This window comes from Mesorhizobium intechi (genome assembly GCF_002879535.1).
In the GTDB taxonomy this organism is placed as follows: Bacteria; Pseudomonadota; Alphaproteobacteria; order Rhizobiales; family Rhizobiaceae; genus Mesorhizobium; species Mesorhizobium intechi.
Genome location: NZ_PNOT02000275.1, coordinates 1 through 20,898 on the forward strand (window position 1 = coordinate 1; position 20,898 = coordinate 20,898).

Consider the following 20,898-nt stretch of genomic DNA (forward strand, 5'->3'; position numbering starts at 1 on the left):
GAAGATGCGCGAGGCGGAGCTCAGCGAGGCACGCCGGCGTGCCGTGCTCGCCGACCGCGCCAAGTCGGAATTCCTCGCCAATATGAGCCATGAGATCCGCACGCCGATGAACGGTGTGCTGGGCATGGCTGAACTCCTGGCCAAATCCAATCTCGATCCCAAGCAGAAGACGTTCACCGACATCATCGTCAAGTCGGGCAACGCGCTGTTGACCATCATCAACGACATCCTGGATTTCTCCAAGATCGATGCCGGCCAGATGGTGCTCGATCCGGCACCCTTCAACCTTGCCGAGGCGATCGAGGACGTGGCGACGCTGGTGTCGACGCGCGCCAAGGAAAAGGACCTCGAACTTATCGTGCGTGTCGAGCCGAGGCTCGAAAACCTGTTCATCGGCGATGTCGGCCGCATCCGGCAGATCGTCACCAATCTGGTCGGCAATGCGGTGAAATTCACCGACGAAGGCCATGTGCTGGTCGACGTGACCGGTGAGAGGGTGCCGACCGGAACCAGGCTGACGATCTCGGTCACCGACACCGGGATCGGCATCCCCGAGGAAAAACTGAAGCTGGTGTTCGAAAAATTCAGCCAGGTCGACACCTCCTCGACCCGGCGGCACGAGGGCACCGGGCTTGGCCTTGCCATCACCTCACGGCTGGTCGAACTGATGGGCGGCACCATCGGCGTCGAGAGCGCCGAGGGCAAGGGTTCGACCTTCTGGTTCACCGTGACGCTGCCCAGGGCCGGACAGAGCGGGCAGCGCATCATGCCGGTGGACGTGACGGGCGCTCGCGTGCTGATCGTCGACGACAACGCCGTCAACCGGGCCATCCTGACCGAGCAGATGACCTCGTGGACGTTCGATTCCTGCGCGGCCGAAAGCGGCGCGGAGGGCCTCAAGGTGCTGATCGCGGCCGCCGCCTATGGCGTGCCTGTGGATTGCGTCGTGCTCGACTACCAGATGCCCGAAATGAGCGGCGCCGAAATGGCGCGCATCGTGCGCAGCACCGATGGCCTCGCCGACACCCCCATCATCATGCTGACCTCGGTCGACCAGTCGCTCGCCAACACCAGCTACCGCGATCTCGGCATCGACGCCCAGCTGATCAAGCCGGCGCGCTCCTCGGTGCTGCTGGAGACGCTGGTGGCGACCATCCAGCGCCATCGCCACGCCACGGACAGCCACGCCGTCCAGCCGCTTGCGGCCGGAGCGCCCGATGCTCCCCGGCCGCCGCCGCTGGCGCTGTCCGAACAACGCGCGCAATTGCAGCCGCCGCCGGTTCGGCCTCGGCTGCCCGCCACGGGCGGCGACGGGCACAGGCTGGATATACTCGTGGCTGAGGACAATGAGGTAAACCAGATGGTCTTCACCCAGATCCTTGGCGAGACCGGTTATGGTTTCGAGATCGTCGGCAACGGCCGCAAGGCGCTCGACGCTTTCGGCAAGCTCAGTCCGTGCATGATCCTGATGGATGTCTCGATGCCGGAGATGAGCGGGCTCGAGGCGACCGCCGCGATCCGCCGGCTGGAGCAGGAAACCGGCACGCATGTGCCGATCGTCGGCGTGACCGCGCATGCGCTCAAGGGCGATCGCGAACGCTGCCTGGAGGCGGGCATGGACGATTATCTGCCCAAGCCGATCAGTCCCAGGGCCTTGCTGGAGAAAGTCGAGCGCTGGCTCGGCGCGGGCCGCCAAGTCCAGCGCAACGCGGGATAGTTGGGCGTCGTCCGGTTCCAAGTCGCAAGCCGAGGGAATCAATCGCCGGTTCTGCTGCTACCCCTGCGTGCAATGCCTATGGTGCGATCGCACCATACCAAAGGCGGCGCCGAGCCGGAACAATGGCAAAATCGAATCTCGCCCTTGCAGTTACGGGCGGGAGCAGCGACCGCCGGCAACAAACAGCGTCAACCTACCCCAACGGACCTGTTTTTGGCGATGGCCCGGCCATGACACGCTCTGGCCTTGAGCAACGCGCTCCCGTCCGGATTTTCTTCATCCGATCAAGCCCCGCCGAATCCGGCGGCGGCTCCGGCCGGTGGATGGCTCAAGTCCCTGATTCCGGGCGCAAACTCGGATCAGGCCACGGCCATTCGACGCGACCGCCTTTTGCAGTGCCGGCGACGCGTTACCGGGCTGACACGAAACTGTCATGCGACTGTAATAATCCAAGGCTATTGGCCTCAGCGGGCGCTGGTTAGCAATGGCGCCGAGAGACCATCTTCCGAACAGGAGCAGGCCACATGAGACATTTCATCCGCTCGGCGGCCGTTGCGATCGCAATGGCTACGGCGTCTACCTTCACCCTTTCGTCGGCCATCGCAGCGGACCTTTCCGGCGCCGGCTCGACCTTCATCTATCCGGTGTTCGCCAAGTGGGCCGACACCTACAAGAAGGACACCGGCATCGGCCTCAACTATCAGTCGATCGGTTCGGGCGGCGGCATCAAGCAGGTCATCGCCAAGACCGTGACCTTCGGCGCCACCGACAAGCCGATGTCCGACGCCGATCTGGAAAAGAACGGCCTCGTGCAGTTCCCGATGGTGATGGGCGGCATCGTGCCGATCGTCAACCTGACCGGCGTCAAGCCGGGCGAACTCGTCCTCGACGGCAAGACGCTCGCCCAGATCTATCTCGGCGCCATCACCACTTGGGACGATGCCGCGATCAAGGCGCTGAACCCCAGCCTCACCCTGCCGTCGACCGCGATCGCCGTCGTGCATCGTTCGGACGGCTCGGGCACGACCTTCAACTTCACCAACTATCTGGTGAAGCTCTCGCCCGACTGGAAGGACAAGGTCGGTTCGGACACCGCCGTCGAATGGCCGACGGGCGTCGGCGCCAAGGGCAGCGAAGGCGTGGCCAACACCGTCAAGCAGACGGATGGCGGCATCGGCTACGTCGAATACGCTTATGCCAAGCAGAACAACCTGTCCTACTCCAAGATGCTGAACGCAGCCGGCAAGGTCGTCGAGCCGTCGCTCGAATCCTTCGGCGCTGCCGCTTCGAATGCCGACTTCAAGGGCGCGAAGAACTTCAACGTCATCATCACCAACGAGCCCGGCGACACCACCTGGCCGATCGCGGCCTCCACCTGGGTCCTGATCCACAAGGCTCCGGATGATGCCGCTGCCACCGGCGAAGCCCTGAAGTTCTTTGCCTGGGCCTACAAGGACGGCAAGGAAACCGCCAAGGCGCTCGACTATGTCTCGATCCCCGACAGCGTCGTCGACCTGATCAAGGCTTCGTGGAAGGCCGACATCCAGGCCGGCGGCAAGCCGGTCTACGTTGGCGAGTAACATCCTCCAAAGGAGCGCCGCGCCCGCGGCGCTCCTTTTCCTTCAACTGAAAGAGCCGAGCTTGCCATGAGCGCTGTCCAGGAAGCCTTGCCAGCCGTTAGAAGTTCGCGAGATGCCACCGTTCGCCGGTTCGCGCTGACCGACGCAATCTTCCACGCGACAACCCGCGCCGCCGCGATATTGGTGCTGGTCCTGCTCGGCGGCGTTGCGATCTCGCTGGTTGCCGGTTCCTGGCAAGCCCTGTCGACCTTCGGCTTTTCCTTCCTGACCACCGAAAGCTGGAACCCGGTGACGGAGAAGTTCGGCGCCCTTGCACCGATCTACGGCACCATCATCACCTCGGCCATAGCCATCCTGATCGCTGTGCCGCTCGGCATCGGCATCGCCATCTTCCTCACGGAGCTTTGCCCGCGCCCGCTGCGGCGTCCGATCGGCATGGCGGTTGAACTGCTGGCGGGCATCCCCTCGATCATCTACGGCATCTGGGGCCTGTTCGTCCTGGCGCCATTTCTGCAGACGACGGTGCAGCCCTTCATCATCAGCGTGTTCCACGGCATTCCGGGCCTCAACGGGCTGTTTGCCGGCCCTCCTTATGGCATCGGCCTGCTGACCTCGGCGATGATCCTGGCCATCATGATCCTGCCTTTCATCACCTCGATCACCAAGGACGTCTTCGATACGGTGCCGTCGGTGCTGAAGGAATCGGCCTATGGCATCGGCTGCACGACCTGGGAGGTCACGCGCCGGGTCGTCATTCCTTACACCCGCATCGGCATCATGGGCGGCATCATGCTCGCCCTCGGCCGCGCGCTCGGTGAAACGATGGCGGTGACCTTCGTCATCGGCAACGCGCACCGCATCTCGACGTCGCTGTTTGCGCCGGCAACGACCATCTCGGCGACCATCGCCAACGAATTCACCGAAGCGGTCGGCGATCTCTACACCTCCTCGCTGGTGGCGCTCGGCCTCATCCTGTTCGTTATCACCTTCCTGATCCTTGCCATCGCCCGCTACATGCTGATGCGCATCGACGCCCGCACGGGAGCCTGACCGATGTCGACAGCCGCATCGCTTCACCAGAGCCGCAAGCGCAAGAACGGCGTGATGATGACGCTGTGCGTCGTCGCCGCCGGCATCGGCCTTGCCTGGCTGGCGCTGATCCTTGGCGCCCTGCTCTACAAGGGCCTGGCCGGCGTCTCTTTCTCGGTCTTCACGGAAATGACGCCGCCGCCCGGCGACGCCGGCGGCCTGCTCAACGCCATCTACGGCAGCATCGTGATGACCATCATCGGCATCATCGTCGGCACGCCGATCGGCGTGCTGGCCGGCACCTACATGGCCGAATATGGCCGCTTCTCGAAGCTCACCACAGTGGTGCGCTTCATCAATGACATCCTGCTGTCGGCGCCGTCGATCATCATCGGCCTGTTCGTCTATGAGCTGATGGTGCGGCCGATGGGGCACTTCTCGGCGATCGCCGGTGCCGTGGCACTCGCCATCCTGGTCATCCCCGTCGTCGTGCGCACCACCGAGGACATGCTCAACCTGGTGCCCAACGCCCTGCGCGAAGCCGGCACCGCGATCGGCGCGCCGCGCTGGGTGGTCATCCGCTCGGTTGCCTATCGTGCCGCGCTTTCGGGCATCGTCACCGGCATATTGCTGGCCATCGCCCGCATCTCCGGCGAGACCGCACCGCTTCTTTTCACGGCGCTGAACAACCAGTTCTGGTCGAGCAATCTCAACGCGCCGATGGCCAGCCTGCCCGTCACCATCTTCCAGTTCGCTCTCAGCCCCTATGAGGAATGGCAGCAGTTGGCCTGGACCGGTGCACTCATAATCACATTGACGGTTCTCGCGCTCAGCATCTTTGCGCGCAGCCTGACCGGACGCAGAGAGGACAAATGAGCCAGATGTTGTCTCCAGACATGACGATCGCCGCCGAGGCGGTGACCAAGGCCAAGATCGAGGTCAAGAACCTCAACTTCTACTACGGCCAGTCGAAGGCGCTGAAGGATATCACGCTGTCGCTGCCCGAGCGCAGCGTCACCGCCTTCATCGGCCCGTCGGGTTGCGGAAAGTCGACGCTGCTGCGCGTCTTCAACCGCATCTACGAGCTCTATCCCAAGCAGACCGCCGAGGGCCAGGTGCTGCTCGACGGCCAGAACGTTCTCGACCGCTCGCAGGACCTCAATCTGCTGCGCACCAAGATCGGCATGGTGTTCCAGAAGCCGACGCCGTTCCCGATGTCGATCTACGAGAACATCGCTTTCGGCGTCAGGCTCTACGAGAAGATCAGCAAGGCCGAGATGGACGGCCGTGTCGAGCAGGCGCTCAAGCGCGCAGCACTGTGGACGGAGGTCAAGGACAAGCTCAATGCCAGCGGCCTCAGCCTGTCGGGCGGCCAGCAGCAGCGGCTGTGCATCGCCCGCACCGTGGCGGTGAAGCCGGAGGTCATCCTGCTCGACGAGCCGGCCTCGGCGCTCGACCCGCTGTCGACCGCCAAGATCGAGGAACTGATCGACGAGCTGCAGGCCGACTACACGATCGTCATCGTCACCCACAACATGCAGCAGGCGGCGCGCGTCTCGAAGCAGACGGCCTTCATGTATCTGGGCGAACTGGTCGAGTTCGACCGCACCGAGAAGATCTTCACGTCGCCTCGCGAGAAGCGCACGCAAGACTACATAACCGGCCGCTTCGGCTGATCGCACGCATACGAGGACCAGGATCATGGCCGAACACACAGTCGCAGCCTTCGACGAGGATCTCGGACAGATCAGCAGGCTGATCAGCGACATGGGCGACCTTGCCGGCTCGATGGTCGGCGGCGCCACCAAGGCGCTGCTGAACTCCGACAATGCTCTGGCCCAGCGCGTCGTCTCCGACGACGCCATCATGGATGCGCGCCAGCGCGAACTTGACGACCGCGCCATCACGCTGATCGCCAAGCGCCAGCCGATGGCCGACGATCTGCGCCATGTCGTCGGCTCGATCCGCATGGCCGGAGACCTCGAACGCATTGGCGACCTTGCCAAGAACATCGCCAAGCGCGTCGGCACTGTCGGGCTCAGCGCCACGCCGCGCGACCTGTCGCATTCCATCGACGCCATGGCGCAGCTGGTGCTGATCCAGGTACAGGGCGTCATCGAGGAGTATGCGGCGCGCGATGCCGCGGCACTGGCGAAGCTGCGCGCCGACGACGAGCGCATCGACGTCAAATACACCTCCGTCTTCCGCGAACTGCTGACCTATATGATGGAAGATCCGCGCAACATCACGGCGTGCACGCATCTGTTGTTCTGCGCCAAGAATCTCGAACGCATCGGCGACCACGTGACCAACATCGCCGAGAATGCGTACTATGTCCTGACCGGCACGCAACTGCCCGCCAACCGTCCAAAACAGGACGAGACGGCGATGTCGGCGCCGGCGGCCTGAGCGCAGGGGTGACCAATCGATGATCGCACCACGCATCATGGTGGTGGAGGACGAGGAGCCGCTCGGCGTGCTCCTCCGCTACAACCTGGAATCCGAGGGTTACCAGGTCGAGGTGGTGACACGCGGCGACGAAGCCGAAATCCGCCTGCAGGAGAACGTGCCCGACCTCCTGGTGCTCGACTGGATGGTGCCGGCGGTGTCCGGCATCGAACTCTGCCGGCGCCTGCGAATGCGGCCCGAGACCGAGCGGCTGCCGATCATCATGCTGACCGCGCGAGGCGAGGAAAGCGACCGTGTACGTGGCCTCTCCACCGGCGCCGACGACTATCTGGTCAAGCCGTTCTCGACGCCGGAATTCATGGCTCGCGTCAAGGCGCTGCTGCGCCGCGCCAAGCCGGAAGTGCTGTCCAGCGTGCTCAAGGTCGGCGATATCGTGCTCGACCGTGAATCGCACCGGGTCTACCGCAAGAAGAGCGAGATCCGGCTCGGGCCGACCGAATTCCGCCTGCTCGAATTCATGATGCGCCATCCCGGCCGCGTGTTCTCGCGCAGCCAGCTGCTCGACAACGTGTGGGGCGAGACGATCTACATCGACGAGCGCACCGTGGACGTGCATGTCGGCCGGCTGCGCAAGGCGGTCAACAATGGCCGCATGCCGGACGTCATCCGCACCATTCGTGGGGCGGGCTACGCAATCCGCGAGGATTGAGCACGACCTGATTCAGGCGACATTCTTCTTCGCGGCAGGGCCTGCCTTGGTTTGCATGCCCGGCGCGAAAATCTCCTGGTCGACGAAGGTCAGAGCGCGCATGGCGCAACCTTCGCGGATCAGCGGCAGTTCGTTGGGTTCGGCGTCGAAGGAGATCGATTCCGAGTGCTGGCCACCGGCGGTCTGGGCGATGGCCTCGCGCAATGCCGGCTCGATCAGGTCGAAGGCGGCGGCGCTGACGCCGACCATGGCGACGGGCGCGGGATCGATCAGCGCGAACAGGCTGCCGAGGCCGTAGCCAAGTGCCTCGCCGGCCTTGCGATAGGCTTCGCGCTCGGGCCCGGCCCGTTCCCGTGCCGTCGCGGCAAGCGCCCGCATCTGCGCGTCGCTGACATCAGCCACCGGCTCGGTGTCCTCGCTGAGCTGCCTGGCATTGCGCCAGATGGCATAGTTGCCTGCATAGGCCTCGACACAGCCGCGCCGCCCGCAGCGGCAGAGCGCGCCACCGGGCCGATGGATCATGTGGCCGAACTCGCCGCCCGAGGAATGGGTGCCGGTGAACAGCTCGCCCTTCAGCACCAGCCCCATGCCGATGCCGTGCGAAAGCAGGATGGCGATGAAGTCGTCGCGGTAGCGCTCGGGATCGCGCCAGCGCAGCGCCACCGCCATCATGTTGCAATCGTTTTCCATGGTGGCGGGGATGCCGAACTCGGCTTCGAGTATGTCAGCGAAGGCGATGTCGGTCTGCGGCGTGATCGGCGACCACAGCATCGCCCGGGCCTTGGTGTCGGTGATGCCCTGGATCGCCAGCGCGATGCGGGCGACGCTGCGCACGTCGATGTCGGGATCCTCGAGGCGCCGCCGCACGATGGCCACGCATTCGCCGATCAGCGCCTCGCGCGACATGGTCAGCGTGTCCAGCCGGCGCTGTTCTTCCGATATCACTTGGCCGGCATAGTCGATGACGGCGACCGACAGGAAATTCAGCGACAGCACCACGGTCATCACAGCCGCGGCCTCCGGATTGAGGCCGAGGCCGACCTGCGGCCTGCCGCGTTTCAGCGCGCCGGCCTCGCTCGGCTTGCCCTCGGCCAGGATGCCTTCACCGATCAGGTCGGAGGAAATCGCCGATATGGTCGAATGGCTGAGGCCGGTGGTCGCCGCGATCTCGGTTCGTGAGGGCCGGCCGGCCCGGCGCACGGCCGCAATCACCATCGCGCGGTTGCGCCGGCGCAGATCGTCGTGGCGGATTCCGACCGACATGTCCTTCACATCCTCCCGGTCGCCGCGGTTCTTCCGGTCCTCCCTCGAACGCTACTGGCGACACGGTCAAATACTGGCAGAAGCGGCCTGTGCTGTCATTTATTTATTGCGAAGCTCGAAAAAAATTCAGAGGGACATCAAAATCCATCGGAATCGTTGTTGACAGCGTTCCGGTGTTGGATCAGTGTTTTTTCGAGGCTCGAAAAAATAGGGCCTCTGTGCCGGCCTTAGGGCCAGTTTGGTCGCGCCATACGCGGCGCAGGGAGGAATATCATGAAGAGATTCACGGCCGCCATCCTGGCGGGGGTCGCCATGTCGCTGACGCTGGCCTCGGTCGCGCAGGCGAAGGACAAGGTCATCGGCGTTTCGTGGTCCAACTTCCAGGAAGAGCGCTGGAAGACCGACGAGGCCGCCATGAAGAAGGCGATCGAGGCCGCCGGCGACAAGTACATTTCCGCCGACGCGCAGTCCAATCCCGGCAAGCAGCTTACCGATGTCGAGAGCCTGATCTCGCAGGGCGCCAATTCGCTGATCATCCTGGCCCAGGATGCCTCGGCCATCGGCCCGGCCGTGCAGAAGGCGCTGGACGAAGGCATTCCGGTCGTCGGCTACGACCGCCTGATCGAGAACAAGGACGTCTTCTACCTGACCTTCGACAACAAGGAAGTCGGTCGTCTGCAGGCCAGCGCGGTGTTCAAGGCCAAGCCGGAAGGCAACTATGTCTTCATCAAGGGCTCGGGCGCCGATCCGAATGCCGACTTCCTGTTCGCAGGCTCGATGGAAGTGCTCAAGGCTGCCATCGACAGCGGCAAGATCAAGAATGTCGGCGAGGCCTATACCGACGGCTGGCTGCCTGCCAACGCCCAGAAGAACATGGAGCAGTTCCTGACCGCCAACGACAACAAGGTCGACGCGGTCGTCGCGGCCAATGACGGCACCGCCGGCGGCGTTGTCGCGGCGCTGACGGCGCAGGGGCTTGCCGGCACCGTGCCGGTCTCGGGGCAGGACGGCGACCATGCCGCGCTGAACCGTATCGCGCTCGGCACCCAGACCGTGTCGGTGTGGAAGGACGCGCGCGAACTCGGCAAGAACGCCGCCGAGATCGCCTCGCAGCTGGCCGACGGCAAGAAGATGACCGATATCGCCGGTGTGAAGGACTTCACGACGCCTGGCGGCAACACCGTCAAGTCGCTGTTCCTGACCCCGGTCGCCATCACCAAGGACAATCTCAACGTCGTCATCGACGCCGGCTGGATCAAGAAGGACGAAGTCTGCGCGGGCGTCGCCGCCGGCAGCGTCGCCGCCTGCAACTAAACGGCGCCATACCGTTCGATATCGACGCCGCGGCCCAAAAGCCGCGGCGTTTCTCAAGGGGCTTCCCGCTTCAAATGACCGCGGAAAGCAAATAGCATCCATGTTCGGTATCCGCGCCAGACGGTAAACCGGTGGGAGGATAGCATGACCGACACGACCTCTAATCAACCGGTCGGCAGCACTGCAGCGGACAGGGCCCGTGCATCCGAACTCAGCGCCGTCGGACGGTTCCTCAAGGCTACCGAGCTCGATACGCGCATGCTCGGCATGGTCGGCGCGCTGCTGGTCATCTGGGTCGGCATCCATATATTGTCGGGCGGGCTTTTCCTGACACCGCGCAATCTGTGGAACCTGTCGGTGCAGACCTCGTCGGTCGCGATCATGGCGACCGGCATGGTGCTGGTCATCGTCATGCGCAACATTGACCTCTCGGTCGGATCCGTCGAAGGCGTGATCGGCATGATCATGGGCGTGGCGCAGGCCGAGTTCCTCATCCGCGTCGTCGGTTTCCAGCTTGGAAACCCCTGGCTCTGGATCATCGCGCTGGCGGCGGGCGTGGCGCTTGGTCTCCTCATCGGCGCGTTCCAGGGCTTCATCATCGCCTATATGGAGGTTCCGGCCTTCATCGTGACGCTGGGCGGCCTGCTGGTCTGGCGCGGCATGGCATGGCTGATCACCAGCGGGCGCACGGTCGCACCGCTCGATACGACCTTCCAGCTGATGGGCGGCGGACCCCGCGGCTCGATCGGCGCCACCGCCAGCTGGATCGTCGGTGTCGTCGCCTGCGTGGCGGTCGCCTTCCTGCTGCTCAACGGCAGGTCGCAGCGCAAGCGGTTCCACTTTCCGCTGCGCCCCGTTTGGGCCGAGACCTTGCTTGGCGTGGTTGCCTGCGCCGCTATCCTTGGCGCCGTCTGGATCGCCAATTCCTATCCGTGGCCGATCGGCATCGTGCGCCAGTACGCCCAGCAGAACGGCATTACCGTTCCCGAAGGCGGGCTGTACATCGCGCATGGCATTGCCATACCGGTGCTGATGGCGGTGGCCGTGGGCATCATCATGACTTTCATCACCAAGCGCACGCGTTTCGGCCGTTATGTCTTCGCCATTGGCGGCAATCCGGAGGCGGCCGAACTCGCCGGCATCAACACGCGCTGGGTGACCATGAAGGTGTTCATGATCATGGGCGTACTGGCCGCGGTCAGCGCGGCGATCTCGTCGGCCCGGCTCAACGCGTCGACCAATGCGCTGGGCACGCTGGACGAGCTTCTGGTCATCGCCGCCGCCGTCATCGGCGGCACGTCGCTTGCCGGCGGCTCCGGCACGGTGATGGGCGCCATGCTGGGCGCGCTTCTGATGCAGTCATTGCAGTCGGGCATGGTGCTGCTCGGCATCGACTCGCCGCTGCAGAGCATCGTCGTCGGCGCCGTGCTGGTCGTCGCCGTGTGGCTCGACACCGTCTATCGCAAGCGGGTTTAGGGGGAGAGACGACCATGGCCGACAAAATCGCTCCCGCGACTGCCCCGATGGGCACGCCGCTGATCGACATGCGCAACATCTCGATCGCCTTTGGCGGAATCCGCGCCGTCGACGATGCCTCGATCGATCTTTTCCCCGGGGAGGTCGTGGCGCTGCTCGGCCATAACGGCGCCGGCAAATCGACGCTGATCAAGATCCTGTCTGGCGCCTACAAGCGCGATGCCGGCCAGATCTTCGTCAATGGCGAGGAGGCTTCGATCTCCAACCCGCGCGACGCCAAGAAATACGGCATCGAGACCATCTACCAGACGCTCGCCTTGGCCGACAATGTCGACGCCGCCGCCAACCTGTTCCTCGGCCGCGAGCTGATGACCGGCTGGGGCACGCTCGACGACGTTGCCATGGAGGCCGAGGCGCGCAAGGTGATGGGCCGGCTCAATCCGCGCTTCCAGCGCTTCAAGGAGCCGGTCATCAAGCTGTCGGGCGGGCAGCGCCAGTCGGTGGCGATCGCGCGCGCGATCCTGTTCAACGCCCGCATCCTGATCATGGATGAGCCGACGGCAGCTCTTGGTCCGCAGGAGACGGCGCAAGTCGGCGAACTGGTCAAGCAGCTCAAATCCGATGGTATCGGCATCTTCCTGATCAGCCATGACATCCACGATGTCTTCGAGCTGGCCGACCGGGTCTGCGTGATGAAGAACGGCCAGGTCGTCGGCACCGCTCGTACCACCGATGTCACCCAGGACGAGGTGCTCGGCATGATCATCCTGGGCAAATGTCCTCCGGGCGCCATCCCCGGGCCGGGCGCGCTGAAGATCGCCGCCTGAGGCCTGCCGACGGCCCGAAATAGGCTGATCGGCACGGCCGCTTGCCGCTCACGTGATATGCCAGTGATCGCGATGGCTTGGCCTTGCCATTGTGTTGGCCTGACGACTTGCCCATAAAGGTCCGGTATTGCTCATGGACCGCATCATCCGTTGAAGAAGCTCTTTCCAATCGTTGCGTTCATCGCCGTAGCGCTGATCAGCATGACCATGGCGGGGTTCGCCTATTTCGCGACGCAGGAGGCCTCCCGCATCAAGTTCGAAGCGGCGGCGGACGACGCCCTCAACCGGATCGAGAGCCGTATCGACCTGCATTTGTCGTTGCTGCGATCGACACAGGCCCTGTTCGACGCCCGCAATGGGGATATCTCCCAGAGCGAGTTCAAGGCGTTTTTCAACGCGCTGGACATCGACAACAATTTCGCCGGCCTGCGTGGCATCGGATTCCTCAGGCTCGTCAAGACGGGCGACGAGGCCGCGGTCGAACGCGACATCCTGCACGATTTTGGCGCCAGCCATCCGGTCTACCCGGACACGATGCAGCCCTGGCGCACGCCCATCATGCTCTTCGAGCCGCTGGATCCGTCCAACCAGGCTGCCATCGGATACGACATGTTCAGCGAACCTGTGCGGCGCGCGGCGATCGAAAAGGCGATGGCCGACGACCAGCAGCACGCGAGCGGGCTGGTGCAACTGGGCCAGGGCACAGGGGCGAAACAGACCTTCCCCGGCTTCCTGGTTTTCGTGCGGCTGAACGTCGAAACAGCGCCGGAGGTCATCAACGCATCGCGATCCACGACAGCGGGCTTTCTCTACGCGGCTTTCCGGGCCAGCGATCTGTTTCAGATCGCGCTCAGCCGCGCGCCGCTGCTGCCGGTCAACACCGAGATCTACGACGGCGCGGTGAGCGGCGACAATCTCTTGTTCCGGTCGGAGACGCCGCCGGCCTCCGCCTTTGGCGACCGGCTGCTGGTCACGCGCAAGATCACGGTGGCCGGCCGCCCGTGGACCGTGCTGTTCCGGCCGACCAGCGCCTTCTCGCAGCCGTCGTCGCGCGCCATCCCGATGATGCTGGGGCTGTTCGGCCTGCTCGCGGCGGGCGCCATCGCGCTGGTGGCGCGCTATCAGGAGCGCGCCTACGAGGCGGCCTCGCGCCTGCACGAGACGACCGAGAAAAGCCTGCTCGAAAAGGATCTGATGCTGCAGGAGATGAAGCATCGCATCAAGAATTCGATCACCCGGGTGCTGGCGATCGCGCGGCAGACGGCGTCGCGGGCGACCGACGTCAACGAGTTTTCGGCGTCTTTTTCGGCCAGGCTGCAAGCGATGGCCGCCTCCCAGGACATGCTAACGCGCTCGCGCTGGCAGAAGGCCGATCTCGCCGACCTGCTGCGCATCGAGCTTGGCCAGGTGTTTGGCAAGGATCTACCCGAGGGGTTGTTGTCGGGCCCGGAGGTGCTGCTCGACGAGACGACGACGCAGGCGCTCGGCCTGACCTTCCATGAGTTGGCGACCAATGCGCTGAAATATGGCGAAGCCGGCAATTCCGCCAATTCGCTCAGGAGCGACTGGGCGCTCAAGGTCGAGTGGTCGGTGGAAGGGCGCGGGCGGGAGCGGACACTGGCGCTGAACTGGCGGGAGGCCGGGAAGAAAAAAGTCGAGGCGCCGGCCGAGACCGGATTCGGTACCAAGCTGATCGACCTTAACGTCACGCGCGAACTGCGCGGCACCATCAAGCGTGATTTTCAGGCCGATGGTCTGAAGGTGGAAATCAAGATTCCGCTGACCGGCTGACAGCCACCAGTCAGGTCGACAGCAAAGCGCACGCCCATACGTGCAAAATCCGGAGGCCGGCGGACCGGCCTCCGGATCGAAGTTTCGACTGTCGCCGAATCAGTTGCAGCGGGCCGTATAAATCCGGCCGCGATGATCGCGATACTGGCAATAGCCGTTGCGCAGGTTGCGCACCAGCAGGCCGGAACCGGCACCGACAGCCGCACCGATCAGCGCGCCCTTGCCGCCACCGACCAGACCGCCGACGCCGGCGCCAATCAAGCCGCCGCCAACCACGTCCTGTTCGGTCGTGGTGCAGCCGCTGAGCGCGGCCACCGCAACCATGGCAATAATCATCTTCCGCATTGAGTCACTCCTCACTTGTGTCCACACTTTGGTAAGCTCCAACAGCCATTTAGCATGAAATGACGGCCTTTGCCGCGCGAATTTATTCTTGGCTAAGATAGTCTTTTTCTGGGCGCACCGCATTCGATGCCATGACGAGGCCGGAAATGGCAAGAGAGGCCTCGAGGCTCCCGTCTGGACGCACCTTCCAGACGACCTGGTCGTAGTCATCCTCAAGTGCTGGATCGACAGCGAGACACCTGGCGACGATGCGCTGCGCCTGCCCCTGCACGTCGCCCATGGCAAACGGCCGTTCGGCGGTGCATTGGTCGGCCGTTTCGAAAATGCTCACCGGCACCTGCAGCTCACGACAATCGGTCATCGAGTTGCTGCAGCCGATGACAAGCAACAATGCGGCGATGTGTTCCATGGCGACATGTCCTCTCGCCACAACAACGGCCCATATCGGCCAAAAGTTCCTGGGCGGTCGGGGTGACATGCGAATAATGCCGCCACTGCAAACGGTTAACAGCGCACCGTTGCAAGCAGGGGGATTGGGTCAGGTCAGCTGGAATATGGCGATGAGGAGAATTGTCGAGGCCGCAGCCAGGACGATGCCCCACAGCAATGCGTCACGCGGCGAGGTAAGCGGCTGCGCGGATGCCTCGGGATCCTGGAATTCGCCCATCGAAACACGGGCAGCCTGTTCCATCCTGTTCATGTCGCTGACCGTCAAGCATTCCTCCCATACCGTGCCGCAACCAGCGGATCGCAGCGGCATCTGGGTAAAACAGCATCGGCCCTTATGGTGAACAGCCGGTTAAGAATCGTTGGTTGCAGCCGGCCGCCTACAGCGTCTCGAAATTGGCGTGCGGGACCACAAGACGGTATTCAAGGCGGCCGTCGGCGATGTCGAGGCTGGCGGTTCCGCTCAGGGATGCCGGCACCACCCGCTCCAGCGCGATGCTGCCGAAACGCTTTGGACTCTCCCGGCCGCCATTGGCTCCTATCGCTTCGGCCCATGTCAGCGAGAGTGTAACCTCGCCAGGGGCGATGATGTTGAGATCGGCGGTTACTTCGACGAATCCATCCGGCCGCGACAGGGCGCCGTAGCTGACCGAGTTGACGGCAAGCTCATGCATCGCCAGGCCAATATGCAGCGCGGCATTGGGATTGAGATAGGGGTTGGCGCCCCTGAGGCGAAGGCTGTGCGCTGTGTTGGTCCCATAGCGACTGACCTGACTGGTCACCAGTTCATGAAGGGCCGCACCTCGCCAGTTGGAGGATGTCACCAGATCCTGGGAGGAGGAGAGCGATTGCAGCCGGCCGCGAAAGCGGGTGAGGAAATCGCCGATACCGTCGGAATAGCGACCGGTCTGCGTCGCGATGCTCTGGATGATCGCCAGCAAATTCTTCGAACGGTGGCTGACCTCGCGCAGCAGCGTGGTCAGCGTCTGTTCGCGCCGCTTCTGCTCGGTCGTCTCGACAATTGTGGTGACGACACCTTGCACGTCGCCGGCGTCGCCCCGGTCGGCATCGACCCAAACCTGGAACCAGCGGACGCCGTTTTCGACCGGAACACTGATCTCAAGGCGCTCCGGCTTGCCGGTGGCGACCACATCGTGCTTGGCGGTGCTGATGCGATCGGCCTGTGCCGCCGACAACATGCCATTGCCGTCGGAGCTGTCCGAACTCCAGGGCGCGCGCATGTTGCGGGCCCAGACGGTCTTTATGTCGCGATCCTGATAGAGGACGGAAATGCCGGCATTGTGCAGTGCGTGGAGGAGAGCCCGGCCAATCTGCATGCCACTTTCGGCCGGATGCAGGGCGATGACTTCGTCGCTCTGTCCGCCGTGCGTCTTATCTGCGGTACTGGAACCCATCGGTCGATCTGTCCACCCAACTCAGGCTGAACGGCTCACTTTGAAATGGGTTCCCAAATAGAATTTCCGGGAACCGGCCCCCTAAAACGGCCCGCCGGACGATCTCCCTTGCAGGATACCGCCCGGCGGTGGCTGGAAACCGTTTGAGGGGTGCGGCTTCCAGTGTTCGCTTGGAGAAATGTTCGCCCTCAAGCCCGTCTGAACAGGCCGGCCAGGAGCGAAATGACCAAGAAGGCCAGAAAGATGAAGAACAATATCTGCGCTATGCCGGCCGATGTACCGGCGATGCCGCCGAAACCAAGCGCGCCGGCGATAATCGCCACGACGAGAAATACGAGCGCCCAGTAAAGCATGGTTCATCTCCTTCCGAATGCTGCAGGGAAAACGTGGGTGGGTGCGGTTTGTTCCACCCTTTGCCGAAAAAGGCGATGGGTTGCAAACCGTTAGATCAATTCGAGGAGAAGTGTGAGCGGTTTTCCCGGGAAGCGCGTGGCGCGTTTCCTTGGGAATTGCGCCAAAACAACAAGTTAGAGCAACTCGACGGTTCCGTGAAACGGTGAAAGTGCTCGCGGCAAAGTGCCTCGAAATTCGCGACTGATGGGGTCCGGTTTGCCAAAAAAAACCGCCCGACGCATCGCATCGGGCGGCTTTGTTCGGCTTTCCCGGCTGGAAAGGCAGCGACCTATGCGGCGGCCTTCGCCTGGCGGTCGAAGAACAGCGCCTGGCTTATCAGTGCCTTGACCATGTCGGGATTGAACGGCTTGGTCACCAGGAAGGCCGGTTCGGGGCGCTCGCCGGTCAGGAGGCGTTCGGGAAAGGCAGTGATGAAGATCACCGGCACGGAGGTTGACGACAGGATCTCGTTGACCGCCTCGATGCCCGAACTGCCGTCGGCGAGCTGGATGTCGGCCAGCACCATTTTCGGCCGCGTCTTGCCGAACATCGTTACCGCTTCGGCGTGCGTGCGCGCGGTTCCAACGACACGATGACCGAGGCTCTCGACCATCTCCTCTATGTCCATGGCAATCAACGGTTCGTCCTCGATGATGAGCACATCGGTCGCCACCTGGCGGGAAATCTCGTTGCTTGCCTGGGCAAGCAGCTCGGAGAAGTGCTGGCCGCCGACGTCGAGGATCTCGGCCGCCTCGTCCTCGCTGAAACCTTCGACGGCGACCAGCAGGAACGCCTGGCGCGGAAGGGGCGCGATGGCGTTGAGATTGGCGGCGGCACGCTGTTCCCACGCCGATTGGGCCTGCTCCTGCGGCACGCGGATGGCGACGGACGTGAAAAGCTTGGCGAAAACCTTGTACAGAGCAATACGGTCGCTCGATGCTTCAGGGAAGATGTCGACATCCGCGATGATGGCCTCAAGCATCGCGGCGACCAGCGCGTCGCCGCTCTCTTGCGATCCCGAGACGGCGCGCGAGAAGCGGCGCAGGAACGGCAGGTGCGGTGCGATGGTGGCGGATAAACTCATGATAAGACGTCTCCCTCAGTATGACGCGATTGCCCAGATTGCAGGTCAGGCCGATTGCAAGCCCCGCCAACACAACGCGGGTTTTCTGAAAAAGTTCCGGCCGATATGGAACGAAAAGCGGGGAACAGCGTTGGGGGGTCGGGATGGGCAACCAGACGAGGGTGCCGCTTGCCTTGTATTGAGTTGAGTATAAGCGGCCTAGTGCTGGGAATATAAGGGCGAAATGAAGGACATGACGAAAGATATTTTGGCTGGCGCCGAGGGCAGGCGTCGGAACGGTGTGGGTGACCCACTCGGCGCCAACTCCGAAATCGGACGCAAACTCAAACAATATTATGACGAGCTGGTCTCCGACGATGTGCCGGATCGCTTTGCCCAGTTGCTCAGCCAACTGGAACAGGCCGAACCCGCGCAGAAGAAGGACTGAGGCATGGCAGCGGTCTCCCAAGGCTTCAAGGCCGATCTGCTTGGGGCGATCCCGAGCTTGCGGGCCTTTGCCGTGTCGTTGACGCAGAATGCCGACAAGGCCGACGACCTCGTTCAGGAAACGCTGGTCAAGGCCTGGGACAAGCATGAGAGCTTCCAGCCCGGCACCAACCTCAAGGCATGGCTTTTCACCATCCTGCGCAATGAATTCTATTCGCAGATGCGCAAACGCGGCCGCGAAGTGCAGGATAGCGACGGCATCATGACGGCCAGGCTCGCGGTGCATCCGGCCCAGCACGGCCAACTCGATCTCAAGGATTTTCGCGGCGCTCTCGAGCAGTTGCCGGAAGACCAGCGCGAGGCCATCATTCTCATCGGCGCATCGGGCTTTTCCTACGAGGAGGCCGCTGAAATCTGCGGTTGCGCGGTTGGAACGATCAAGAGCCGCGTCAGCAGGGCGCGCACGCGCCTGCAGGAGATCCTCAAGATTTCCGGCGAGGACGAATACGGTCCCGATGCGATTTCGGCCCAGGTCACGGGGACTGCGGCGCATTGACGTGGGATCCGGGTAGCGGAACCCGGATCGATCTCACCCTGGCGAGCCGCGTCCATAGGCCTGCGCCACCGCTTCGACGAGATCTTTGCCTGAATAGGGCTTGGTGACCAGCTTCACCCCTGGAAAGGATGCCTTGATCTCGTCCGCATCGGAATAGCCGGAGGCAAACACGAAAGGCACGCCTGTTTCACGCAGGCCGGCGGCGAATTCGAGCGTCGAGGTGCCGCCCAGCATCAGATCGACGATGGCCGCGTCGAATTGCGTTGCGACCTTTCGGCCATCGACCTCGGCCAGGTCGCGGGCAACCACCACCTCGCCGGCGCCGTGGTCGCGGCAGAGCTGCTCGACATCCATGGCGATGAGGAATTCGTCCTCCAGGACAAGAATTCGCAATCCGTCAAGCAAATGGGGCACGGGCAATTCGCTCCTTGAAACGCTGCGAGTCATGATCGCAATTCGGTGCGCTGTCATTTAAAAAAGACATGCCCCGACCGCGGAACTCCGATCCAGGCAAAACGTTTAGGCACACCCTGCTGACCGGCAGGCTTTCGAAGAGGGTCGAAATGCCAGGCCAGAGCGGGCGTACCCTATCCAGTCGGCAGTATCCTTGCGAGAATTGTCCTTTGCGGCCCTTGCCGGTTTTCCGCGAGTTCGAAAAGCAGGAACTGGCCTTTATCAGCACCTTCAAGAAGGGCGAACTGGCGGTCGACAAGGGCGCCACCGTCCTCGTGGAAGGAAGCCACAGCGCCCATCTCTACACGGTGCTTTCCGGCTGGGCGTTCCGTTACAAGCTGTTGCCCGACGGTCGCCGACAGATCCTCAACTATCTCATGCCCGGCGATCTCATCGGCCTGCAAGGCAGCGTCATGGGGGAAATGCAGCATTCCGTCGAGGCCTTGTCGCCAATGCTGCTTTGCGTCTTCGAGCGCGACAGCCTGCATGAGCTCTACCGCAACCATCCGGGCCTCGCCTACGACATCACCTGGATCGCATCGCGCGAAGAACGCATGCTGGATGAGAACCTGCTCAGTCTCGGCCGCCGCAGCGCGATCGAGCGCGCCGCCTATCTGATCGCCTTCATCGGCAGCCGTGCCAAGGTCGTGGGGCTGAACGGCAAGCAATCCATCCAGATTCCGATCACGCAACAACATATAGCCGATACGCTCGGCCTCTCGCTGGTCCATACCAACAAGACGATCCGCAAACTGATGGATCGCAAGCTAATCCTCTGGCGGGATGGTGGATGCGAGGTCGTCGATGCGGAAGGGCTCAAGCAGCTCGCCGGGTGGGAAGGGCTGGGCGAGGGGCGCCGCCCACTGATCTGAGACGCGCGTCCGGCAACGGATTGACGATTGGTGCGCACGCGCGTGTTTTCGGCTAGTTTGCCAGGATGCCGGAACCTTGAGACGCAAGGCGCGTTTGAAATCGAGCAATCACAAGGAGTTAAGCAATGGCAGCCGCCACAGGAAAGACCGTCAACGAGGCGCGGGCGAATTCGGACCTCGAAGCCGACATCAGGCAGTTGAAGGCCGATATCGACAAGCTCACCAAGCAGTTGGCCAAGACTGGTGAGCACGGTTATGGCACTGCCCGCCGCGCGGCCACCGAGGGCGTCGAGCAATTGCGTGCACAGGGCGAAGCCGCCTTCGACAGCCTGCGCGGCAGCGCCAAGGACATCGAGGCGCAGTTGCTGGCAAATGTCCGCGAAAAGCCGGTGACGTCGCTGGCGATCGCCGCCGGCGTCGGCTTCTTCTTCGCGCTGCTCGCACGCCGCTAGTTCCTCAAAATGGGACTTCTGGCCTCCCTGCTCTCGGGTTTCGCCTCGGGTGAAACCGTGGCCGCCATACGTCGAGCACGTACGGCGGCCATCGTCTATGCGATTGCCGCTATGGCGGCATTGTGCGGTCTCGGCTTCCTGGTCGGGGCAGCCTATGTCTGGGCCGCCGCCCGCTATGGATCGTTTGCCGCCGCGCTTGGCTTCGGTGTCGGCTTTCTGGTGATCGCCGGGCTCATTGTCCTGGTCCATCGTTTGACGTCGGGCGCTCGTGCCCGCCGCGAGGCAAAGCGACGCAGCGCCGACATGAAGGCGATCGGCATCACGGCGGCACTCGCCGTGC

Annotated in this window: 24 protein-coding genes; 16 read left to right on the top strand and 8 right to left on the bottom strand. The window is 63.3% G+C overall.

What is annotated here, in order from left to right; all coding sequences use genetic code 11:
- The 7 genes from C1D09_RS24065 to phoB all read left to right on the top strand — a co-directional run.
- On the top strand, nt 1-1,717 hold a 1,717-nt coding region (locus C1D09_RS24065), incomplete at its 5' end, for a response regulator (RefSeq protein ID WP_143976610.1).
- A gap of 524 nt (nt 1,718-2,241) precedes the next feature.
- Complete coding sequence (pstS, locus tag C1D09_RS24070; protein WP_143976611.1) at nt 2,242-3,297, top strand: phosphate ABC transporter substrate-binding protein PstS; 1,056 nt, start codon at nt 2,242-2,244, stop codon at nt 3,295-3,297.
- Nucleotides 3,298-3,363: 66 nt separating this feature from the next.
- Nucleotides 3,364-4,347, top strand: a complete 984-nt coding sequence (gene pstC / locus C1D09_RS24075; protein WP_143976612.1) for a phosphate ABC transporter permease subunit PstC — start codon at nt 3,364-3,366, stop codon at nt 4,345-4,347.
- A gap of 3 nt (nt 4,348-4,350) precedes the next feature.
- The gene (gene pstA, locus C1D09_RS24080) at nt 4,351-5,202 is read left to right on the top strand and encodes a phosphate ABC transporter permease PstA (RefSeq protein ID WP_143976613.1); all 852 of its coding nucleotides are present in this window, start codon (nt 4,351-4,353) and stop codon (nt 5,200-5,202) included.
- Nucleotides 5,199-6,002, top strand: a complete 804-nt coding sequence (pstB, locus tag C1D09_RS24085; protein ID WP_010911898.1) for a phosphate ABC transporter ATP-binding protein PstB — start codon at nt 5,199-5,201, stop codon at nt 6,000-6,002. Before pstA ends, pstB begins: the two co-directional genes overlap by 4 nt.
- Nucleotides 6,003-6,027: 25 nt before the next feature.
- Nucleotides 6,028-6,735, top strand: a complete 708-nt coding sequence (gene phoU / locus C1D09_RS24090; protein ID WP_010911897.1) for a phosphate signaling complex protein PhoU — start codon at nt 6,028-6,030, stop codon at nt 6,733-6,735.
- Between the two features lie 19 nt (nt 6,736-6,754).
- Nucleotides 6,755-7,444, top strand: coding sequence for a phosphate regulon transcriptional regulator PhoB (phoB, locus tag C1D09_RS24095; RefSeq protein ID WP_010911896.1), 690 nt, complete (start codon nt 6,755-6,757; stop codon nt 7,442-7,444).
- 12 nt (nt 7,445-7,456) lie between these two features.
- Here phoB and C1D09_RS24100 read toward each other — a convergent pair whose 3' ends face one another.
- Complete coding sequence (locus C1D09_RS24100; protein WP_143976614.1) at nt 7,457-8,707, bottom strand: ROK family protein; 1,251 nt, start codon at nt 8,705-8,707, stop codon at nt 7,457-7,459.
- Nucleotides 8,708-8,980: 273 nt separating this feature from the next.
- On the opposite strand from C1D09_RS24100, the gene xylF reads away from it, so the two are divergent.
- The 4 genes from xylF to C1D09_RS24120 all read left to right on the top strand — a co-directional run bounded on the left by xylF (nt 8,981) and on the right by C1D09_RS24120 (nt 14,115).
- Complete coding sequence (gene xylF, locus C1D09_RS24105) at nt 8,981-10,021, top strand: D-xylose ABC transporter substrate-binding protein (protein WP_019861602.1); 1,041 nt, start codon at nt 8,981-8,983, stop codon at nt 10,019-10,021.
- A gap of 144 nt (nt 10,022-10,165) precedes the next feature.
- Nucleotides 10,166-11,497, top strand: coding sequence for a sugar ABC transporter permease (locus tag C1D09_RS24110; protein ID WP_143976615.1), 1,332 nt, complete (start codon nt 10,166-10,168; stop codon nt 11,495-11,497).
- A gap of 14 nt (nt 11,498-11,511) precedes the next feature.
- A complete protein-coding gene (locus C1D09_RS24115; protein ID WP_167514727.1) occupies nt 11,512-12,324 on the top strand; it encodes an ATP-binding cassette domain-containing protein in 813 nt (270 codons plus the stop codon).
- A 150-nt stretch (nt 12,325-12,474) separates the two neighbouring features.
- Nucleotides 12,475-14,115, top strand: a complete 1,641-nt coding sequence (locus C1D09_RS24120; RefSeq protein WP_143976616.1) for a CHASE domain-containing protein — start codon at nt 12,475-12,477, stop codon at nt 14,113-14,115.
- Nucleotides 14,116-14,214: 99 nt separating this feature from the next.
- On the opposite strand, the gene C1D09_RS24125 is transcribed toward C1D09_RS24120, so the two are convergent.
- From C1D09_RS24125 to C1D09_RS24145, 6 genes are all read right to left on the bottom strand, one after another.
- Complete coding sequence (locus C1D09_RS24125) at nt 14,215-14,460, bottom strand: YMGG-like glycine zipper-containing protein (protein ID WP_095772156.1); 246 nt, start codon at nt 14,458-14,460, stop codon at nt 14,215-14,217.
- Nucleotides 14,461-14,542: 82 nt separating this feature from the next.
- The gene (locus C1D09_RS24130; RefSeq protein WP_143976617.1) at nt 14,543-14,869 is read right to left on the bottom strand and encodes a hypothetical protein; all 327 of its coding nucleotides are present in this window, start codon (nt 14,867-14,869) and stop codon (nt 14,543-14,545) included.
- Nucleotides 14,870-14,998: 129 nt separating this feature from the next.
- Nucleotides 14,999-15,175: a hypothetical protein gene (locus C1D09_RS33270; RefSeq protein ID WP_167514726.1), complete on the bottom strand. Its 177-nt coding sequence runs from the start codon at nt 15,173-15,175 to the stop codon at nt 14,999-15,001.
- Nucleotides 15,176-15,287: 112 nt separating this feature from the next.
- Nucleotides 15,288-16,322 (bottom strand): sensor histidine kinase, encoded by a 1,035-nt coding sequence (locus C1D09_RS24135; protein ID WP_143976618.1) that lies wholly within the window; start codon nt 16,320-16,322, stop codon nt 15,288-15,290.
- 188 nt (nt 16,323-16,510) lie between these two features.
- Nucleotides 16,511-16,675 carry a DUF1328 domain-containing protein gene (locus C1D09_RS24140; RefSeq protein ID WP_010911886.1) on the bottom strand — a complete coding sequence of 55 codons (165 nt, stop codon included), beginning with the start codon at nt 16,673-16,675 and terminating at the stop codon, nt 16,511-16,513.
- A 329-nt stretch (nt 16,676-17,004) separates the two neighbouring features.
- Nucleotides 17,005-17,799 carry a response regulator gene (locus C1D09_RS24145; RefSeq protein WP_143976619.1) on the bottom strand — a complete coding sequence of 265 codons (795 nt, stop codon included), beginning with the start codon at nt 17,797-17,799 and terminating at the stop codon, nt 17,005-17,007.
- A 223-nt stretch (nt 17,800-18,022) separates the two neighbouring features.
- On the opposite strand from C1D09_RS24145, the gene C1D09_RS24150 reads away from it, so the two are divergent.
- Both C1D09_RS24150 and C1D09_RS24155 read left to right on the top strand, forming a co-directional pair.
- The gene (locus C1D09_RS24150) at nt 18,023-18,226 is read left to right on the top strand and encodes a NepR family anti-sigma factor (RefSeq protein WP_019861594.1); all 204 of its coding nucleotides are present in this window, start codon (nt 18,023-18,025) and stop codon (nt 18,224-18,226) included.
- 3 nt (nt 18,227-18,229) lie between these two features.
- On the top strand, nt 18,230-18,781 hold the full coding sequence (locus tag C1D09_RS24155; RefSeq protein WP_027053983.1) for an RNA polymerase sigma factor: 552 nt from the start codon (nt 18,230-18,232) through the stop codon (nt 18,779-18,781).
- Between the two features lie 33 nt (nt 18,782-18,814).
- Here C1D09_RS24155 and C1D09_RS24160 read toward each other — a convergent pair whose 3' ends face one another.
- Nucleotides 18,815-19,135: a response regulator gene (locus tag C1D09_RS24160; RefSeq protein WP_425463428.1), complete on the bottom strand. Its 321-nt coding sequence runs from the start codon at nt 19,133-19,135 to the stop codon at nt 18,815-18,817.
- 209 nt (nt 19,136-19,344) lie between these two features.
- On the opposite strand from C1D09_RS24160, the gene C1D09_RS24165 reads away from it, so the two are divergent.
- The 3 genes from C1D09_RS24165 to C1D09_RS24175 form a co-directional block, all read left to right on the top strand.
- A complete protein-coding gene (locus tag C1D09_RS24165) occupies nt 19,345-20,106 on the top strand; it encodes a Crp/Fnr family transcriptional regulator (RefSeq protein ID WP_143976620.1) in 762 nt (253 codons plus the stop codon).
- Nucleotides 20,107-20,231: 125 nt separating this feature from the next.
- Nucleotides 20,232-20,558, top strand: a complete 327-nt coding sequence (locus C1D09_RS24170) for an ElaB/YgaM/YqjD family protein (RefSeq protein ID WP_143976621.1) — start codon at nt 20,232-20,234, stop codon at nt 20,556-20,558.
- 9 nt (nt 20,559-20,567) lie between these two features.
- A partial coding sequence (locus tag C1D09_RS24175) for a hypothetical protein (protein WP_143976622.1) occupies nt 20,568-20,898 on the top strand: 331 nt, incomplete at its 3' end.

Bases quoted from the DNA above. Each gene is read 5' to 3' on its own strand.
- pstS (WP_143976611.1), top strand. From the start codon at position 2,242: ATGAGACATTTCATCCGCTCGGCGGCCGTTGCGATCGCAATGGCTACG.
- pstC (WP_143976612.1), top strand. From the start codon at position 3,364: ATGAGCGCTGTCCAGGAAGCCTTGCCAGCCGTTAGAAGTTCGCGAGAT.
- pstA (WP_143976613.1), top strand. From the start codon at position 4,351: ATGTCGACAGCCGCATCGCTTCACCAGAGCCGCAAGCGCAAGAACGGC.
- pstB (WP_010911898.1), top strand. From the start codon at position 5,199: ATGAGCCAGATGTTGTCTCCAGACATGACGATCGCCGCCGAGGCGGTG.
- phoU (WP_010911897.1), top strand. From the start codon at position 6,028: ATGGCCGAACACACAGTCGCAGCCTTCGACGAGGATCTCGGACAGATC.
- phoB (WP_010911896.1), top strand. From the start codon at position 6,755: ATGATCGCACCACGCATCATGGTGGTGGAGGACGAGGAGCCGCTCGGC.
- C1D09_RS24100 (WP_143976614.1), bottom strand. From the start codon at position 8,707: ATGTCGGTCGGAATCCGCCACGACGATCTGCGCCGGCGCAACCGCGCG.
- xylF (WP_019861602.1), top strand. From the start codon at position 8,981: ATGAAGAGATTCACGGCCGCCATCCTGGCGGGGGTCGCCATGTCGCTG.
- C1D09_RS24110 (WP_143976615.1), top strand. From the start codon at position 10,166: ATGACCGACACGACCTCTAATCAACCGGTCGGCAGCACTGCAGCGGAC.
- C1D09_RS24115 (WP_167514727.1), top strand. From the start codon at position 11,512: ATGGCCGACAAAATCGCTCCCGCGACTGCCCCGATGGGCACGCCGCTG.
- C1D09_RS24125 (WP_095772156.1), bottom strand. From the start codon at position 14,460: ATGCGGAAGATGATTATTGCCATGGTTGCGGTGGCCGCGCTCAGCGGC.
- C1D09_RS24130 (WP_143976617.1), bottom strand. From the start codon at position 14,869: ATGGAACACATCGCCGCATTGTTGCTTGTCATCGGCTGCAGCAACTCG.
- C1D09_RS24135 (WP_143976618.1), bottom strand. From the start codon at position 16,322: ATGGGTTCCAGTACCGCAGATAAGACGCACGGCGGACAGAGCGACGAA.
- C1D09_RS24140 (WP_010911886.1), bottom strand. From the start codon at position 16,675: ATGCTTTACTGGGCGCTCGTATTTCTCGTCGTGGCGATTATCGCCGGC.
- C1D09_RS24145 (WP_143976619.1), bottom strand. From the start codon at position 17,799: ATGAGTTTATCCGCCACCATCGCACCGCACCTGCCGTTCCTGCGCCGC.
- C1D09_RS24150 (WP_019861594.1), top strand. From the start codon at position 18,023: ATGAAGGACATGACGAAAGATATTTTGGCTGGCGCCGAGGGCAGGCGT.
- C1D09_RS24155 (WP_027053983.1), top strand. From the start codon at position 18,230: ATGGCAGCGGTCTCCCAAGGCTTCAAGGCCGATCTGCTTGGGGCGATC.
- C1D09_RS24160 (WP_425463428.1), bottom strand. From the start codon at position 19,135: ATGGATGTCGAGCAGCTCTGCCGCGACCACGGCGCCGGCGAGGTGGTG.
- C1D09_RS24165 (WP_143976620.1), top strand. From the start codon at position 19,345: ATGCCAGGCCAGAGCGGGCGTACCCTATCCAGTCGGCAGTATCCTTGC.
- C1D09_RS24170 (WP_143976621.1), top strand. From the start codon at position 20,232: ATGGCAGCCGCCACAGGAAAGACCGTCAACGAGGCGCGGGCGAATTCG.